This is a genomic window from Emticicia sp. 21SJ11W-3, assembly GCF_024138715.1.
GTDB lineage: Bacteria > Bacteroidota > Bacteroidia > Cytophagales > Spirosomataceae > Emticicia > Emticicia fluvialis.
The window spans coordinates 4174282-4194082 of record NZ_CP092074.1 but is presented as its reverse complement, the minus strand read 5'-3'; the positions used below and the strand labels follow the sequence as shown (position 1 = coordinate 4194082).

Below are 19801 nucleotides of genomic sequence, written 5' to 3'. Positions count from 1 at the left end.
ATTTGCCTTATAAATCGCTATTATCATTAAATATTATGTATCCGATTACAAACAATACCAAAATCAGCCGGTCTGCTAAAAGAGGGCTGTATGACCAGGAAACCATTTATAAGATTCTGGATGAAGGCCTGCTTTGCCATATTGCCTATGTACATGAGGGCCAACCAATGATGATACCAACAGGCTACTGCCGTATGGGTAATAAATTATATATTCATGGTTCGGTGGGTAGCCATTTCATGCGCAATATTGCCGACGGACGTCGGGTTTGCCTTACCGTTTCTTTTCTGGACGGTCTGGTGCTGGCGCGTTCAGCTTTCAGTCACTCGGTCAATTACCGCTCTGTAGTGCTTTTTAGTGCGGCAACTATGGTAACTGACGAGCAGGAGCGTTGGGATGCCCTGGAAGCATTTACGAATCAGGTAATACCGGGCAGGTGGGAAGAAGTAAGACAGCCCAATACAAAAGAAATGAAAGCCACAATGGTTATTTCTTTTGCTATTGAAGAGGTATCTGCCAAGGTAAGAACCGGAAATCCGAATGACGATGAAGAAGATTTGGAATGGCCTGTATGGGCTGGTGTGCTGCCACTAAGCCAACAACCGCATACACCTATACCAGACCCAAAAATGGTGCAGGAAATACCCGTGCCCCATTATGTGTTGAATTATAAGCGATAAACAGAAAGGCCGGCTTCAATCTGGTTAAGCCGGCCTTTCAGTTTATATTCAGGTAAAAACTGCGCATTAAATCCCGTATTTCTCTACTCGTCTATACAAGGCTTGCCGGGTAAGACCCATTTCGCGGGCGGCCTCGGTTATGTTACCATTAAATTTCTTCAGGGTTTTAATGATCAGCATCTTTTCCATTTCATCCAGTTGGAATGTCTGTTCAAAAGACGGCATCGAATCCTGCTGCTTTTCAAAAGGGTGGCCTTCAAAAAAGTCTTCAGGTTGCAGTACGTTGCCCTGGCACAATATTACAGCCCGTTCAATGGCATGTTGCAGCTCACGCACGTTGCCAGGCCATTGGTAGCGTTGCAGTTGTTTTACCAAAGCAGCGCTGATGCTACTAACCGGGCGGTTATATTTTTTACGATAAATCTTAAGAAAATGTTCAGCCAGTGGCAGAATATCCTCCGTTCTTTCCCGTAAAGCCGGAAGTTTGATTTCAATGGTATTGATTCGGTAAAGTAAATCCTGCCTGAAAGTGCGCTGCGCCACACGGGCATGAATTGGCTCGTTGGTTGCGCAGATAAGCCGTACATCAACGTTTTTTGATTTGTTTGAACCAACTTTGGTTACACTCCGGTTCTGCAATACCGTCAGCAGTTTGGCTTGTAAAGGCAAAGGTATATTGCCAATTTCGTCCAGAAATATCGTACCGCCGTTGGCTTCTTCAAAGCGACCTACGCGGTCTTCCCGCGCATCGGTAAAAGCCCCTTTTACATGGCCAAACAACTCGCTCTCAAACAAAGACTCTGATATTGACCCCAGGTCGGCATGTACAAAAGGGCTGTCTGCCCGGTCCGATCTTTCGTGTAATGCCCTTGCTATTACATCCTTTCCGGTTCCGTTTTCGCCCAGTATCAGAATATTGGCATCTGTAGCTGCTACACGCTCAATGGTCTCAAAAATTTTAAGCATGGCAGGGCTTTTGCCTATTATCTCAACTTTACCTTCGGCTTTGCGTTTTACCGTTGGTGTTTTGCCTGTTCGGTGTTCTCTGATTTCCAGCGCCGACTGCATCGTGGCCAGTAATTTTTCGTTTTCCCAGGGTTTCAGCACAAAGTCAGACGCACCAACTTTAATGGCACGTACGGCCATTTCCACATCTCCGTATGCAGTAAATAACACAACAGAAGCCTTCGGATCTATATCCAGGATACGGTCGAGCCATTCAAAACCTTCTTTGCCGGTGTTTACGTCACGTGTGAAATTCATGTCCAGCAAAATAACGTCGTAATCCCCGTTAGAAACCAGAAAAGGTATTCGCTCCGGATTTTTTTCAATATCAACTTGAGTAAAATGTCTTTTCAGGAATAATTTAGCAGCGCTTAGTACATCTACATCATCATCAATTATCAATAGTTTAGACATAATTCGGGGTCAGATTAGAATATCAGGTAGTTTTATGCATTTTACGACAAAAATTATACCTTTCAAAGTATAACTTTCTTAAGACGAAGATAACTAATTGATAATAAACTGATTAATTTTTTCTGTTAATTTAATGCTTTTCAGCCATTCGTCCGTGTGCGTACAAGTATTGTCCGAAAACGGACAATTTTAAAGAGTAAATATTTCATAAAATGTTGATAATCAGTTATTTGAAATATTTGGCACACATTGTGAATTAAGGAATTACAGATTTAAATCGCAATTAATCAATTAAACTAACAGTCACTGCGGCAATTTGTCAGAAGCAAATTGTACGGCAATTTTAAAGAATACAATGGACAAGCAGATTAAAAAGAAATTCTGGAATAAACAACGAATCCTGTTAACCCTCGGCGGAGTATTATTTGCTTCATTTGCAGCCTACAGCCTGCTTTTTGCAGACCGCCGCTCGACTCTGAATGCCGAAAAAGATAAAATGACGATTTCGCAGGTGTCTAATGGTAATTTTGATGAATTTATTGTGGTAACAGGTGTGGTTTTACCTTTAAGAATTATCCGTCTGGATGCCATTGTGGGTGGGTACGTAAAAGAAAAAGTAGTAGACGGTGGTAATATGGTAAAACAAGGCCAGGTTATTCTGAAACTGGAGAACCAGAACCTTAAACTGAATTTCCTGCAGTCGGAAACAGAAGCCAGCCGATTGGTGAATGACCTGCAGAATACGCGCCAGCGGTTGAAGGTGGAGAAATTTACGATTCGCAAAAATATGTCTGACCTGGATTTCCTGACCGACCAGGCAAAAGACCTCTACGACAGAAACAAAAAACTATATGCAGACAAAGTGATACCAGAGGCAGATTATCTGAAAGCCAAACGCGATTATGAAAAACTGTTAAGCCAACGCGAAATTGATGTGGAATCGCAAAAGTATCAGGAAGAAAACTCCGCCATGCAGATTAAACAGTTGGAGGGCACCTTGGAGCGCACCCAGAAGAACGTTCAGCTATGGCGCGAAACACTAGAGAATCTGGTAGTAAAAGCCCCCGTTTCAGGTTTGTTGTCATCTATTGATGTTGAGGTGGGTTCAAACATCAGCCAGGGCCAGAACATCGGGCAGATAGATGACCTGAACGGATTTAAAATGCGTGTAGATATTGATGAACACTATATTTCAAGAATTTTTTCAGGTCTTGGCGGCTCTTTTGAGTTTAACGGAAAAGAGTATCCGCTTGAAATTACCAAAATATATCCCGAAGTTCGCAACGGACGTTTTCAGGTAGACATGATTTTCTCGAAGGGAGTACCAGAAGGTATTAAGAGAGGGCAGTCATCACCCATCCGTCTCGAGTTAGGCAAAGCTACCAAAGCGGTATTGCTGCCTGTTGGTGGTTTCTTCTCAGATACCGGCGGAAACTGGGTATATGTGGTAGATAAGTCTGGAACCAAAGCTGTAAAACGCAAAATTACTTTGGGTCGTAAAAATCCTGAATTCTTTGAAGTACTGGAAGGGCTTGAGGTGGGCGAAAAGGTAATTACTTCGTCATACGAAAACTTTGGCGACAACGAAGTGCTTCAATTGAAGTAAAGGGGTGGGTATCGATAAAAAACATTCTTTCTTGGTACAACATTTAAAGACTCAATGCCGGCACCAATTAAGTGCCGTTAGCCAACCAATAGTTTAAAGCAGATTATTAACTTAAAGATATAAATTGAACATGGAAAGAAGCAGAGAATAGTTGAGGCATACTTTCTCCATTTTACTTTTCCATTTTCGCAAACCTAAAAACAAAATTATGATTAAAATATCTAATCTTCAGAAAGTGTTCACTACCGAAGAGGTGGAAACCACAGCCCTCAATGGCATTGATATGAGCATCAAAGATGGCGAGTTTGTAGCTATTATGGGGCCTTCTGGTTGCGGAAAATCAACTCTGCTAAATATCATGGGTTTGCTGGATAATCCATCAGAAGGAAGTTATGACTTTTATGGAGTGGAAGTAGCTAAACTTAGTGAGAGAGAGCGGGCTTCTCACCGCAAAGGAAATATCGGGTTTGTTTTTCAGAGCTTTAACCTGATTGATGAGCTAACCGTTTTTGAAAACGTAGAGCTTCCGCTTTTGTATCTGAAAACTCCGGTTACCGAACGCAAGAAAAAAGTTGAAGAAGTATTAGAGCGCATGAACATCATGCACCGCCGTAATCACTTTCCGCAGCAGCTATCGGGTGGCCAGCAACAACGTGTGGCTATTGCCCGTGCCGTAGTGGCCAAACCAAAGTTGATTCTGGCCGATGAGCCTACTGGTAACCTTGACTCAACCAATGGAGAAGAGGTAATGAAGTTGCTTCAGGAATTGAACAACGAAGGCACAACCATTATAATGGTTACCCACTCACCTTATGATGCAGGCTTTTCTCACCGAATCATTAACCTGTTTGACGGCAAGGTCGTAACTGAAAACTTCCACGTTTAATTAACTGCCTTACCAGAGCTTTAGTCTCATAAGTTATACTTAATTAAAGCAAAATTGATATAAAATGGGCTTACTATAACAAAAAATATAGTAAGCTCGCATTGCTATTGCCTTCCGAAGGATTCTTCATTAATCATAATTATGAAAAACTATGTTAAAAAATTATTTCAAAATCGCATTCCGAAACCTTTGGAAGAATAAATCTTATACTTCAATCAACGTTGTTGGGCTCTCTATTGCTTTCGGGAGCGCCATTTTATTGTTTCTTACTGCCTGGTTTGAATTTACCTTCGACGACTTCCAGGCCAATAAAGACCGCATCTTTAAGGTCTACTTTAAAATTAATCAACCAGATAAAATACATTACCAGGGCAACATGCCTACGCCGCTTACTCCGGCTTTAATTTCTGATTTTGGCTCTGAAATAAAATATGCCACACGCATTGTAGGGGGTGGTGTGCAGATTATGCAAGGAGAAAAGACGATTGACGAGAGCATAAGGTATGTAGACGCCGATTTCCTGAAGATGTTTTCATTTAAAATGCTGAAGGGGAGTCCGGCTACGGCCTTGAACGACCTTCGGAGTGTGGTTTTAAATGAAGAAGTGGCAGCGAATATATTCGGCAAGGCAGACCCGATAGGGAAAACAATTAATATGAATTTTGGCGGGCAAGTTGAAGCGTTTGTGGTAACGGGTGTTATAGAAAAGGCTCCTAAAAACTCATCGTTAGAGAATGAAATACTGATGCGTTTTGAAAACAACCCAGAATATAAAGATACAAAAGACAGTTGGAATTCAAATTACCATGATGCCTACGTGCAGTTGGCCGATAAGGTAGAAGCTGAGAGTTTAGAAAAGCAAATGAAGTCTTTTGCCGGAAAATATTTTAAAGGAAGCATAGACCAGCTAAAAAAAGAGGGTGCGAAACCTGATGACAGAGGAGAAATTATAAGTGTTAGAATAGCACCACTAATCGGATTACATTTTAACAAACAGGCTGAAGGCAACCGGGCTATTGATATTACTTACCCGTATATTCTGCTGGTTATAAGCGGGCTCATTTTGTTAATAGCCTGTATTAATTTTATTAATCTGTCTATTGCCCGCTCAATGACCCGCGCCAAAGAAGTGGGCATGAGAAAAGCCCTGGGAGCATTGAAAACCCAGATTGTGGGTCAGTTCTGGGGCGAGGCATTTATTATATGCGTTATGGCCTTTGGTATAGGATGCGTACTGGCCACCATGCTTATGCCACAGTACAATGCCATGTTCAGAAGCGAGCTGACGTTTCATAACCTGCTTAATCCCACAGTCGGTATATTGCTATTGCTTAGTTTTCTGTTTATAACCCTTATAGCAGGTGGTTACCCGGCATTGGCCGTTGCCCGGTTTAATACCATAGAGGTGCTAAAGGGCAAAGTAAAAGTAAGTTCGCGTTCAGGCGGAATCAGAAGCGCGTTGATTGTGGCGCAATTCAGCATTGCTATTTTATTGATTAGCTGTACGTTAATAATCTGGAAACAGATTGATTTCCTGCGTAACAAACCTTTGGGTTTTGATGAAACACAGGTGATTAGTTTTCCGGTAGGTAATGAGGTACAGGGCAGCAAGGTGCTTGACTACGTGCGCAATAAACTGGCCAATGACTCAAGGATTCTGGGAATATCAGGCGCTGATATCAACATCGGCAGAGGAAAGGACGGGTCAAGTTCAAAATCAGTGTTTACTTTTGAGATGGAAGGTAAAAGCTATAGAACCAATGGCCTGACTATTGATTACGACTACATAAAAACACTTGGGTTAAAGCTGGTAGAAGGCCGCGACTTTTCTCGGCAGTTTACAACCGATAAAGACCGCGGATGTATCATCAATGAAACCATGGCCAAGCAAATGGGCTACAAAGACCCGATTGGCAAGAAAGTAGCTATTGGCGATAGTATCGGCAAAACCATAGTGGGCGTTGTAAAAGACTACCATTTTGAATCATTAAAAAATAGAATAGAAGCCATTACTTTTATGATGCCCGGCGATTTTGGCATCAACTATGTTTTTGTAAAACTGGCTCCTGATGCTCCCAAATCAATTGTAGATGTAATAGGCAATGCCTATAAAGAAATTGCGCCTAAATCTGAATTCCTTCCGTCGTTTCTTGACGAAAACACCAATAATCAATATAGAAAAGAAGAGCGGATGTCGCAGATTGTGATGAGCGCCGCAGTGCTTACCATTATTCTTTCCTGCATGGGGTTGTTTGCCATTGCGCTGATGATCATGGCGCAGCGTACCAAAGAAATAGGCATCCGTAAAGTATTGGGCGCAAGTATCCCAAATCTGGTTATGCTGCTTTCAAAAGAGTTTCTGAGCCTTGTTTTAATAGCCATCCTGCTGGCCACGCCATTGGCTTACTACCTGATGAATAAATGGATTGAGGATTTCGCCTACCAAACGAACATCAGCTGGTGGATTTTTGCAGTAGCAGGCGCCACTGCCATTATGATTGCCTTGTTTACGGTAAGCTACCAGTCAATCAGGGCCGCTTTGATGAATCCGGTAAAATCACTTAAAAGTGAGTAACGTCCCCGCCCCTAAAGGGGAGTTGCTTACGCCTAATTTTAAAAAGCGAGTACAAAGTAACCAAAAGGGGAGTTTGTAAAAATATTATCTAACTTAAAAAAGTCCCCCTTTAGGGGCTAGGGGCTATGATACGAAATTACTTAAAAATAGCTTTTCGTAAGTTGTTGAAAAACAAGACACATACTGCCATTAATATTATTGGCCTATCTGTGGCTTTTGGCAGTAGTATTCTGCTTTACCTGACTGTGGCTTACGAGTTTTCTTATGATACTTTTCATAAAGATGCCAACCGGGTTTACTATCTCTATTTTAATAGTGTAGATAAGCTGGGTAAACCAGAATACAGCGCTGCTATGGCCTATCCGCTTACACCTGCTTTAAAAGCCGAGTATCCGGAGGTAGAAGCGGCTACCCGCATAAACTGGGGAGGCGGGCCAATTATTTATAACGGTAAGAAATTTGAAAAGAATGTCAGAACCGTTGATGCCGACTTCCTGAAGGTTTTTTCTTTTCCTCTGCTGAAAGGCAATGTTAATTCTGCTCTGGCAGATAAAAACGGTATGGTTATCAGCAAAACCACAGCTGAGAATATATTTGGTAAAGTAGACCCCTTAGGTAAGCAACTACTTATTGACCTGGCCACGGGTAAAACACCTTTTGTGGTAACCGGCGTTATTGACGATGCCCCTAAAAACTCAAGCATTGAGTATGACGTTCTCATCAGGTCTGAGAATCATGGCAGCTATGAAGCTATAAAAGACAAATGGACAAGCCAGAATCATCAGGTATATGTAAAGCTTGCAGAAAACGCTACTCAGGCGGCTACTGAAAAGCGGTTTGAGGCACTGGTAAGTAAATACATGAAACCCGCCTTAGAAGACGCCCGGAAATCGGGCAAAATCAAGAACGGGCAAGGGCAATACCTGAGCTTGTTAATGATGCCGCTTAAAGATGTGCATTTCGATACCATTACGGGTTGGGGCAGTGGCGTAAGTAAAAGCTATATCTATACTTTGTTAATAATTGCCTTGCTGATAGTGCTCATAGCCTCTATCAACTTTATTAACCTTACCATAGCCAAATCATTAACACAGGCCAAAGAAGTAGGTGTGCGGAAGTCGCTGGGAGCTAACAAAGGGCAACTTTTTATACAAGGCTGGGGAGAATCGTTTTTGATTTGCACATTGGCTATATTTTTAGGTCTGGCGGCAGCTTATGGTTTTCTGCCACAGTTTAATAGTTTGTTTCAATCAAGCCTATCTATTGAAAACTTTCTGAATTCTTCCAATCTGGTTATTGTGTTGCCCGCCTTTCTGTTAGTAACCCTCATTGCAGGCGGGTACCCTGCGTTTGTGTCGTCTCGTTTTAATATAGTAGAAGTTTTAAAAGGCAGGCTTACAAAAAAGAAACCCGGTGTATTACGTAATTCGTTGATTATTGTTCAGTTTTCAATTTCATGTCTGCTTATCAGTTGTACAATTGTGATATTTGAACAGCTGCAATACCTGAAAAACAAACCGCTTGGTTATGACAAAGAGCAGGTTATAAGCGTGCCTATTGGTAGCGCTTTAGACCATAAAACGGCTGTAAAGCAAATAAAAAATGAGCTTGCCAGGTATCCTTCTATCGTATCAGTTAGTGGTTCGGGCATTAATTTTGGTAATGGGCTTGATGGTGCCTCTTCCAGAAGCACCGCCGGGTTTGATTATTATCCTAATGAAAACGACACTAAAAATGTGCGTCCTATTATAAGCGACTGGCTTTATGTGGATTATGATTTTCTGAAAACGCTTGGTATAAAAACCATACAGGGGCGCGATTTCTCCCCGGCATTTGGTACCGACTCTACGGCTTTAATTGTAACCGAAAGTCTGGTGAAACAAATGGGTGAAACCCTTGTGGTTGATAAATTTCTGATGCCAGATTCAGCAATTGGACGGCAGAGAATTATAGGTGTAATTCCTGACTTCTATCTGTATTCGCTTCGCAGAGAAGGCCGTTCAATCACACTTGAAATGGCACCTAAAGGCAGTGTAAACTATATTTTGATTCGCACGCATACAAAGAACCTGAGTGAGTCGATGGAATTAGTAAAAAATACATGGAAAAAGCTGGCGCCTACCGAAGAATTCAATGGCTCTTTTATTAATGAAAACGTTGACCGATGGTATAAGAAAGAAGAGCGTCTGTCTCAGATATTCAGCCTGGCAGCAGGTATAGCCGTTTTGCTTTCTTGTATGGGGCTGTTTGCAGTGGCGCTTATAGTGCTAGAGCAACGTACCAAAGAAATAGGTATCCGTAAAGTTTTAGGTGCCAGTATCAGCGGTATCGTTGGCCTTATCTCAATCGACTTCCTGAAAATGGTAGCCGTTGCATTCGTAATAGCAACACCGGTGGCCTATTTTGCCATGCAGAACTGGTTAAAGGATTTTGCCCACCGAACCGAGTTATATTGGTGGATTTTTGCACTGGCAGGTATATTATTGGTCTTAATTGCCCTGTTTACAATTAGTTTTCATTCCATCAGAGCCGCATTAATGAACCCTGTAAAGAGTTTGAAATCTGAGTAAAACAACCCCAGCCCCTAAAGGGGAGTTGAGGAGAAACTTTTTCTAAAACCATTAAATAAGTCCCCCTTTAGGGGCTAGGGGCTATGATCCGTAACTACATCAAAATCGCGTTCCGAAATCTTGTTAATAACAAGGTTTACTCATTCATCAACATTATGGGGCTTGCTATAGGTATGGGCGTTGCCATGCTTATCGGGCTGTGGATTAATGATGAGCTGAGCTTTAATAAGTCGTTTGCCAATTATAATAAGCTGGGGCAGACCTACATGCATCAGACCTTTAATGGACAAACAAGCTCTCAGATGTCTATGGCACATCCATTAGGAAAAGAGCTGAGGGAGAAATATCCTGACTTTAAAGATGTGGCGATGGGTAGCTGGGGCGAAATGAATATTCTGGCCTATAAGGAGGCTAAGTTTTCTCGTTTGGGTATGCATGTAGAGCCACAATTTACCAGAATGTTTTCTTTAAAGATGTTGAAAGGAGTGCAGGATGGTTTGGGTGAAATCAATTCGGTGATGATTAATGCATCATTGGCTGAGTCACTTTTTGGCACAGAAGACCCAATCGGGAAAATTGTTAAAATTGATAATAAATCAAATCTGAAAGTTACCGGAGTTTTTGAAGATTTTCCGACTAATTCAGATTTCGCAGAATTAGGCTTACTTACATCCTGGGCCTATTATCTGTCGCAGGAAGCATGGGTAAAAAACGCTGCAGACAGATGGGAGGATAACTCTTTTCAGTGCTTCGTGCAGTTGAATGAGAAAGCAGATTTTGATCAGGTATCAGCAAAAATTAAAGATGTTGTGTTTAACAAGCGCAATAAGGAAGACAGACACACGAAGCCCGTTCTTTTTCTTCATCCGCTAAGTAAATGGCACCTGTATTCTGAATTTAAGAATGGGTTTAATGTTGGTGGACGTATTCAGTTTGTTTGGTTGTTCAGCATCACAGGCATTTTTGTTTTATTGCTGGCCTGTATCAATTTTATGAACCTGAGCACTGCCCGTTCAGAAAAAAGAGCCAAAGAGGTAGGAATCCGAAAGGCAGTAGGTTCTGTTCGTTCCCAATTAGTCAAACAGTTTCTAAGTGAATCAATGCTCATTGTTCTGGTAGCTTTTCTTGTTGCCCTTGTTTTGGTAAATATTTCACTACCCTGGTTTAGTGATTTGGCAAGCAAAAAAATGATTATGCTGTGGGCAAATCCGGTGTTTTGGGCAATCAGTATTGGCTTTGTAATAATTACTGGTTTGTTATCGGGCAGTTATCCTGCCTTGTATCTTTCTTCATTTAAGCCGGTCAGTGTATTAAAAGGAACTTTCAGGGTAGGGCGCTTCGCCTCCATACCGCGCAAAGTATTGGTTGTGGTACAGTTTACGGTGTCAGTAACGCTTATCATCGGTACCATAATCGTTTATCGTCAGATTCAACACGCCAAAGACAGACCGATTGGTTATGACCGCAGCGGATTGATTTACATTGATATGAACACTCCGGATTTATATGGTAAATATGATGTATTAAGGGGTGATTTACTATCAACCGGAGCGGTAGATAACATGGCAGAATCATCAAGCCCTGTTACTGGTGTTTGGGCCGATAACTTTGGTTTCTCCTGGGATGGAATTGCCCCCGGTCTGAATCCTCTTTTTGGTACCATTGCCTGTACACATGATTTTGGTAAAACCGTAGGATTTGAAATGAAAGAAGGCCGGGATTTCTCAAGAGACTTCAAGACAGATTCATCAGGTATTATTTTAAATGAATCTGCAGCCAAAATAATTTCACCAAATAAGGATACTTCTGTAGGTAAGTTTATTAATTGGAATGGTAAAAAATACCAAGTGGTGGGTGTAATAAAAGATATGGTTATGCGGTCTCCTTACGAGCCGGTACTGCCTTCTGTATTTCTTCTGGATTATGATTGGGCAAATGTAGTAACAGTAAAATTGAAACCTGCCATGAGCACCAGCGAGGCATTGAGTAAAGTAGAAACGGTTTTCAGAAAACATAACCCGGGTAGTCCGTTCGATTACAAATTTATAGATCAGGAGTTCGGTAAGAAGTTTGCAGCTGAAGAACGAGTGGGTAAACTGGCTTCTTTCTTTGCGGTTCTGGCTATTTTTATTTCATGTCTGGGTTTATTCGGGCTGGCATCTTTTGTTGCAGAGCAACGCACAAAAGAGATAGGTATCCGCAAGGTATTGGGTGCCTCTGTATCTAATTTATGGACACTGCTCTCAAGAGACTTTGTGGTATTGGTGCTAATTTCCTGCGTGATAGCCATACCAATTGCCTATTATTTTCTGAACGAATGGTTGCAGAAATATGAGTATAGAACTGAGGTATCCTGGTGGATTTTTGCAGTTTCCGGTTTCGGAGCATTAGCCATTACATTACTTACAGTAAGTTTTCAGGCCATTAGGGCAGCATTAATGAATCCGATTAAATCATTAAAAAGTGAATAGCGCCCCCCGCCCCTAAAGGGGAGCCGGGACGAGTATTTTCCATAACCATTAAACAAGTTCCCCTTTAGGGGACGGTCCGACGCATCGGAGAGGTATATGATCCGTAACTACTTCAAAATAACGTTTAGAAGCCTCTGGAAAAACAAGCTTTTTTCGTTCATCAATATTGTTGGGCTTGGCCTTGCCATGACCTTCGGGCTTATAGCCTTGATGCAGGTGCAGAATGTTTTTGAGTACGATAATTTCCACCCTTATCCGGACCGGACATATCGTATTCTTACCGATTTTAAAGATGCTGGCGGGAGGCAAACGGCCTATGCATCGTCTCCTTTTCTGCTGGCCGATAAATTAAAGAATGATTACGGTTTTGTTGAGAAATCGGCAAGAGTGGTGCGCTATTTTTCGGGTGATATGAACAACCGCCTGAAGACTATCCGTGTAAATGGCATTTATGTAGACCGTTCGTTCTTTGATATTTTCGGCTTTCCGCTTGAAAGTGGAGCCTATCCGGTGGCAGCCAACACAGTAGTATTGAACAAAGAAACCGCAGTGAAGTTTTTTGGTAGTACCAGCCCCATCGGCAAAACCATTACTCACCCCGACTACGGTGTATTTACCATTACCGGCGTGTTGAAACCTTATAAATACAGGGGAACACATTTCAGAAGCGATTTGATGGTGTCAATGGCTACTTTTGAGCACTTGAACGCCGATAAGCCCGACCTTAAAAGCTGGACAAAATTCGAAACTTTTACTTTTGTTCTCTTGAACAAAAATGCCAGTGTGGGCGCCTTGAACCGTGCGTTGGTATCGGTGGCAAAGGATAACAGAAAAGATTCGGATTTCGGCAGAAGCAGCCATGCTTACAGAGTTCAAGCGCTCAGAGATATTTCTCCAGCTTTTGAGCAGCTGGAAAGAAATGCATACGTTGAAAAAATTTCTGACCAGTTGGTTAATATAATAATGGCATTGGTTGTAGTGTTGCTGGCCGGGTTTAATTACACCAACCTTACGCTGGCGCGCTCGTTAAGCAGGGCCCGTGAGGTTGGCGTCAGAAAGGTTTCCGGAGCTTTGCGTCGGCAACTGGTAAGTCAGTTTCTGGTTGAAGCCGTGGTATTGGCTTTCTTTTCTCTAGTGGTTGCTTATTTCGGTTTTATAGCCGTTAAAGAATACGTTCGTGTTCCGTGGATTGTATGGGAAGTAGAAAACAAATGGATAATGTGGCTCGCTTTCACAGGCTTCACGATTGTTACGGGTGTAATGGCAGGGGTATTTCCGGCGCAGATTCTCTCACGGTTTCAGCCCGCTCAGGTTTTGAAAGGCGAACTCATGCCTGCTTCGTTCGGTAAAATCAATTTTCGTAAAACCTTGATTGTGATTCAGTTGGTGGTAACGCTTGTGTATATGGCGTTAAATCTGGGTATGTATAGTCAGTTTGATTACATGGCTACTGAAAACGGGAATTTTAATCGCAAGGATATTCTGAATATTACCCTGGCCGATACAGATTATAAACTGCTGAAAAATGAGGTTGCAAGGTTATCAGGTATTGAGGCCGTAGGTATGAGTTCTGACGCGTTCGGAAACGGTGCTGGCCAGTATGCCCTTAAAGCCAGACGAACGGATGAAAATATGCAAGCATCTTACTTTGCGGTTGACAACCGTTTCATCGATAACATGAAACTTACCATTGTGGCTGGTGAGAACCTTCCGGATGCATCTGTCGACTCATCAGGCAACTTTATTTTATTGAATGAAAAAGCAGTGAAACTGCTTCACTTGGGCAGCCCGAACGAGGCAATTGGCAAGATGGTTTTTCTGAATAACCAGACCGAAGCGCTGGTGAGTGGTGTAGTAAAAGACTTTTGCTTTAATAATTATCAGTTTGAGGTAACGCCTGCAGTATTTCAGTATAACCCAAAGCAGTTTCGCCTCATGTCTGTTAAAACTACCCGGGGTGCTGATAAGGCTTCTCTGGAAGCATCAATTAGTAAAATCTGGAAACACTATCAGCCTTATGATGCCATGGTTTATAACTGGTACGAGCAGGAAATGTATGACCGCTATTTCCCGGGTGAAGATATGAAACTCTTCGGCCTTACCACAATAGCTGGCTTTGCGGTTGCCATAATGGGCTTGCTGGGTATGGTTACATACAATACTGAAAAGCGGTGGAAGGAAATTGGAATCAGAAAAGTAATGGGTGCGTCAGAGACCGAGGTAGTGCGTTTGTTGTCATGGGGTTTTCTGAAATTACTCATGATTGCCGGGTTAATTGCCCTTCCGTTAGGATACGTATGTAATGCACTGGTTTTAAATATTTTTGTATTTAATCCGGGTGTGCGTTTGGGTTTATTGTTAGGCAGTTTTGCTCTTGTTTTTCTGTTTGCCTTGCTTACCATTGGCATTAAGACCTATCAGGCTGCATTGATGAATCCGGTAAAGAGTTTAAAGGCTGAATAGCAGAATGTTAAAATAACTTAAACGAAATGAGAATGATTAAATGCGGTTTTAACTTTCAGCTTTAATCATCAAAATTTCAAAACTATGTTAAAGAACTATCTGAAAACTTCCTGGCGTAACCTTATGAAACGCAGGTTTTATACATCGGTTACTATTTTCGGTCTTTCGGTCGGAATCACCTTTGCTTTGCTTATAGGCAGCTATGTTTCGAATGAATGGATGGTAAATACTAACCTGAGGAATGTTGAAAACCAGTTTGTGATTCAGAGCAGGTGGGACAAAGAGAACATGGGCTTAGAGTTTACATCATTAGGGCCCCTGGCTAAAGCATTAAAAGATAATTACCCGGCACTTGTAGAAAACTATTACAGGTTTGATGGTGTAACTACCGTTGTTGCCAGGGCTGACAAGGTTTTCAGAGAAGATATTCAACTGGGCGATTCAACCATTCTGAATATGTATGGATTTGAGCTTTTGCATGGCAATGCAGGCGCTGCGCTGAATCAGCCCAATACTATGGTTATTTCTACCGACCACGCCCTCAAATATTTCGGTAGAACTGATGTTCTGGGCCAGACACTGAGACTGGAGTCTTTTTCAGGCGATAAGCGCGAGTTTATGATAACAGGGGTTTTGAAAGAAACACCTGCTAACTCGGTGACTAATCTGGTGAATATCAATAACAAATTGCCCGTTCTTATTTCGTTTAGCAGTGCTTCGTTTTTCGGGCGCAATGGCTTTGAGTTCTGGAACAACCCCTACATAGGCAGTTTTATAGAACTGAAAAAGGGAGTTAAAAAAACAGATGTTGAAAAGGCAATGGCACAGCTGATTGCAACCAATGCACCAAAGGAAATCAGTGAGAACCTGCACGCTTACCTCAAACCGATCAGAATGGCTTATCTTGATGCAAGCAATGGTCTTGTGAAAAAGACCATACTCACATTAAGCCTGGTTGCCGTGTTTATTTTGTTGATGGCGGTTGTCAATTTTGTGAATATATCAATTGGTAACTCGTCGTCAAGATTAAAAGAGATTGGCGTTCGCAAAGTACTAGGCGGAGACAAACAACAGGTGCTTCGTCAGTTTTTAACTGAATCTGTCCTTATCAGTTTGTTCAGCCTTATCGTTTCGTTAGCGCTTTATGGGTTGTTTCGGCCTTATTTTTCTGAATTGCTCAACAAACCAATGGTATCGCTCTTTCAGGCATCACCCTATTTTTACCTGGCAGCACTAGTTTTAAGCTTGCTGATTGGTTTGTTAAGCGGGCTTTACCCGGCTGTTGTGTTGGCCAGTCTGCCATCGGTTGATTCAATGAAAGGAAAATTGAAGTCGGTTAAAGAAAATATCTTTTTCAGGCGTGTGCTTCTGGCGTCGCAATTTACGGTGGCTTTGTTTGTTTTTGGTGGGGCAGTGGTTGTTTCGCAACAGGTAAGCTACTTTTTCAATAAAGACCTGGGTTATGTTAAAGAATCAGTTTTTTCAGTAAAAGTACCACGAGACTGGTCGGCAGAAGGCGTAAATAAAATGGAAACCATGCGTAATGAGCTGGCCAGGGTTAAAGAAATTAAAGAGGCAAGTTTGTCTTATGAGATACCCGACGGGGCAGCTGGGTTTAGTGGCGCAATCTACAGAATAGGGCAAGACTCCACACAGGCGGTTTATACGCCTACCTTGGTAGCAGATGAAAAATATGCCACCACATACGGCATTGCTGTTAAAGAAGGGGAGTTTTTTCAGGCAGAGAACGAAGCCTTTCAGGCCAACAGAATGGTGCTTAATATGGCTGCTGTAAAGGCTTTAGGATTTAAAACGCCTGCAGAGGCCATTGGTAAGCAGGTAAAGATGCACTATTTTCCGGGTGTCTATTTCATTGCCGGGGTGGTAAAAGATTTTCATTTTCAGTCGATGCACAGCACTATCGGGCCGGTGGCCTTTATGCAGGTAAAAGACAACCCAATTTACAGGTATTTGTCGTTCAGGCTTAACCCCGGTAATCTGAAAGAAGCCATGGCAAACGTAGAAAATAAATGGAAGCAGCTGATGCCAGATGCACCATTTGAATACACTTTTATGGATGAAACGGTACAGAAGATGTACAGGTCTGAGTTGCAGATGCAGCAGGCTGCACAGATAGCTACCATTTTGGCAATAGTTATTGTTTTGCTGGGTGTACTTGGCATGGTGTCGTTAAACATTGTCAGACGAACCAAAGAAATAGGTATCCGCAAGGTGTTAGGTGCCTCTGGCATTAGTATTACCTATTTGTTTCTGAAAGAATTTATAGTGGTAATGGCGTTAGCAGCATTCATTGCTTTTCCGCTGGCCATTCTGGGCATGAATAACTGGTTGCAGAATTATGCGTACCGTATTAATTTAAGCTGGTTTACGTTTGTGGTTATTGGTGCTGTTTTCGGGGTGCTGATAGCGGCGCTGGTGGGTATCCAGACCCTCAAAGCTGCCAGGTTGAATCCGGTGAAGAGTTTGAAAATTGAATAAAGCCCCCCACCCCTAAAGGGGAGTTGAGGGTGATAACATATATATCTTTTAACTTTAATTCCCCTTTAGGGGTTAGGGGCGCATTATGATACGCACTTACTTGAAAATCGCTTTTAGAAATCTGATTAAACAGAAAGGTTTCACTTTTATCAACATCGCCGGTTTAGCCATAGGACTAACCTGCTTTTTGTTGATTGGTTTGTACATAAAAGATGAATTGAGTTATGATCGATTCAACAAAAATGCTGACAGAATTTACAGGGTTTCTCGCATTTTTAAGTCGAATGACGGCACTGTGAGCCTGCATCTGGGGCATGTGGCTCCGGCTTTTATGCAGCACTTTCAAACCGACTTCACAGAGGCTGAGCAGATCACACGATTGTATGGTTTAAATTCGGTAATTTACAGACCAGAGAATATAGAGAAGAAATACCAGGAGCAGCGAATGTATTTTGCTGATGCCAATTTATTAAAAGTATTTTCAATTAATCTGTTATCCGGTAATGCCGATAAGGTGCTGGCTAATCCGTTTACCGTTGCCATTGCTAAACCAATAGCCGAAAAGTATTTTGGTAAAGAAGACCCTATAGGCAAACTATTAAAAATAGAAGGAAAATATGATTTCACTGTCTCGGGGGTATTTGAACCATTGCCAACACAATCGCACTTTCATGCCGACTTCCTGATGGCAATGAGTACGCTGAATGATAAGCGCCTGTATGGTAAGGAGGAAATGAATAATGACTGGGGAGGAAACAATTTTGCTACCTATTTTTTGTTGCCTAAAGGCTATGATATTGCCAGCTTCGAGAAAAGAACCAAGTCTTTTCTTGACCAACATCTGCCTGTGTATGATGGCAGAAAAGGGTCTGAGTATTCTGACCTGAAGTTTCAGAAACTGACAGACATACATTTGTATTCTCATCTTGATTCAGAGCATGAAGCCAACGGCAACATTAAATACGTATATACGTTTTCGGCTATTGCATTCTTTATTCTGCTCATAGCCTGCATAAACTATATGAACCTGGCCACTGCGCGTTCGGCCAGCAGAGCCAAGGAGGTGGGTTTGCGTAAAGTAGTAGGTGCGGTAAGGGCTCAGTTGATAGCCCAGTTTTTAAGTGAATCTCTGCTGGTAACGCTGTTTGCCTTAACCATAGCACTTGTATCAACAGTATTATTGATTCCGGTTCTGAACGACTTTACAGAAAAGAATCTGACTTTTAATGGGTTATTCGATTTTGAGTTTTTAACCTTAATAATCGGAATTATCTTTTTCACCGGCGTTCTGGCCGGAAGCTACCCTGCATTTTTTCTTACTGCCTTCCAGCCGGTTGAAGTATTGAAGGGAAAAATAAAAAATGCCATGCGGAATGGTCGCCTGCGTGAGGCGCTGGTGGTGATACAATTTTCAATAGCCTGTATTCTGATTATCAGCACAGGTGTGGTGTACAAACAACTGAGCTTTATGCTAAACCAGGACACCGGCTACAAAAAAGACCAGGTGCTGTTGATGCGAGTGGGTAACAGCAACGCTATTGACTTTGAAAGTTTTAAACAGGAACTGAAACGCCAGGCCGGGGTAACGAATGTAAGCCAATCATCAAGAACGCCTACAGGCCGCTTGCTTGATTCGCAAGGAGCAAGAGTAACCAAAGGAGATTCGCTGGCGCCTACAAGCACTGAAATAAAAGCGTTGGCAGTTGACCATGATTATTTGCAGACATACCAGATACCTCTGGCGGCAGGCAGGGATTTTTCAAGAGCATTTAAGTCTGACGACTCAACGGCTTATATTCTGAATGAAGCGGCCGTGAAATCAATCGGATGGAAAAGTAGCAGCGATGCCATTAACGAAATATTTGTTTATGGTGGCAAAAGAGGGCGGGTAATTGGTGTGGTAAAAGACTATCATTTTGAGTCATTGCATCAGAAAATAGTTCCGATGGTGATGTTCATCAATAATAGCAGGCGAAACTGGTTTTCTGTCAAGCTATCGGCCGGAGATTTTCAGTCTACCATAGCAGGCATTGAAAAGACCTGGAAAACCTACGTGCCTGATACGCCTTTTAGCTACCAGTTCTTAGACGAACGATTCAATAATCAGTATAAGGCAGAACAAAAGCAACGCACCCTATTTGTAATTTTTGCAGGTCTTTCAATTTTTATATCCTGCCTTGGTTTGTTTGCATTGGCTGCTTTTATGGCTGAACAGCGCCGGAAAGAGATTGGCGTTCGTAAAGTTTTAGGTGCGTCTGTGGGTAGTATTACTTCTTTGCTATCTAAAGATTTTATCAAACCTGTAATGGTATCCATTTTTATAGCCTCGCCTATTGCCTGGTATGCCATGACAAGCTGGCTGACAGACTTTGCCTACAAAGTGGAGATTGAATGGTGGATATTTCCTGCCGCGGGGGCTATGGCAATTGTTATTGCTATGATTACGGTTTGTTATCAGGCTGTATCGGCGGCGTTGATGAATCCTGTGAAAAGCCTGAAGTCAGAATAATGGTGGCGTACATGCCACTTGCGCCCCGAACTTTAAATGAGGGTGAGAAGAGTAGCCATTGAGTGCTAAAATACTGCTAACAGGAAGAGAAAAATATTAATAATTTAAAAATCCCCCTGATGG

At 42.1% G+C, this 19801-nt stretch carries 10 protein-coding genes; 9 read left to right on the top strand and 1 reads right to left on the bottom strand.

Going from position 1 to position 19801, the window contains the following annotated elements:
* The first annotated feature begins 35 nt into the window (after positions 1-35).
* Positions 36-680, top strand: coding sequence for a pyridoxamine 5'-phosphate oxidase family protein (locus MB380_RS17750; protein WP_253529178.1), 645 nt, complete (start codon positions 36-38; stop codon positions 678-680).
* Positions 681-746: 66 nt separating this feature from the next.
* Here MB380_RS17750 and MB380_RS17745 read toward each other — a convergent pair whose 3' ends face one another.
* Complete coding sequence (locus tag MB380_RS17745) at positions 747-2099, bottom strand: sigma-54 dependent transcriptional regulator (RefSeq protein ID WP_253529175.1); 1353 nt, start codon at positions 2097-2099, stop codon at positions 747-749.
* 355 nt (positions 2100-2454) lie between these two features.
* On the opposite strand from MB380_RS17745, the gene MB380_RS17740 reads away from it, so the two are divergent.
* The 8 genes from MB380_RS17740 to MB380_RS17705 all read left to right on the top strand — a co-directional run bounded on the left by MB380_RS17740 (position 2455) and on the right by MB380_RS17705 (position 19678).
* Entirely contained in the window at positions 2455-3705 is a 1251-nt protein-coding gene (locus MB380_RS17740; protein WP_253529172.1) for an efflux RND transporter periplasmic adaptor subunit, read from the top strand.
* 208 nt (positions 3706-3913) lie between these two features.
* Positions 3914-4591, top strand: a complete 678-nt coding sequence (locus MB380_RS17735) for an ABC transporter ATP-binding protein (protein WP_101728012.1) — start codon at positions 3914-3916, stop codon at positions 4589-4591.
* Between the two features lie 151 nt (positions 4592-4742).
* Positions 4743-7166: an ABC transporter permease gene (locus MB380_RS17730; RefSeq protein WP_253529169.1), complete on the top strand. Its 2424-nt coding sequence runs from the start codon at positions 4743-4745 to the stop codon at positions 7164-7166.
* A gap of 125 nt (positions 7167-7291) precedes the next feature.
* Positions 7292-9736: an ABC transporter permease gene (locus tag MB380_RS17725; RefSeq protein WP_253529166.1), complete on the top strand. Its 2445-nt coding sequence runs from the start codon at positions 7292-7294 to the stop codon at positions 9734-9736.
* Positions 9737-9819: 83 nt separating this feature from the next.
* The gene (locus MB380_RS17720) at positions 9820-12207 is read left to right on the top strand and encodes an ABC transporter permease (protein ID WP_253529163.1); all 2388 of its coding nucleotides are present in this window, start codon (positions 9820-9822) and stop codon (positions 12205-12207) included.
* Positions 12208-12303: 96 nt separating this feature from the next.
* A complete protein-coding gene (locus tag MB380_RS17715; RefSeq protein ID WP_253529152.1) occupies positions 12304-14670 on the top strand; it encodes an ABC transporter permease in 2367 nt (788 codons plus the stop codon).
* 84 nt (positions 14671-14754) lie between these two features.
* A complete protein-coding gene (locus MB380_RS17710; RefSeq protein WP_253529149.1) occupies positions 14755-17169 on the top strand; it encodes an ABC transporter permease in 2415 nt (804 codons plus the stop codon).
* A gap of 100 nt (positions 17170-17269) precedes the next feature.
* Positions 17270-19678, top strand: coding sequence for an ABC transporter permease (locus MB380_RS17705; RefSeq protein ID WP_310587344.1), 2409 nt, complete (start codon positions 17270-17272; stop codon positions 19676-19678).
* The last annotated feature ends 123 nt before the right edge of the window (positions 19679-19801 follow it).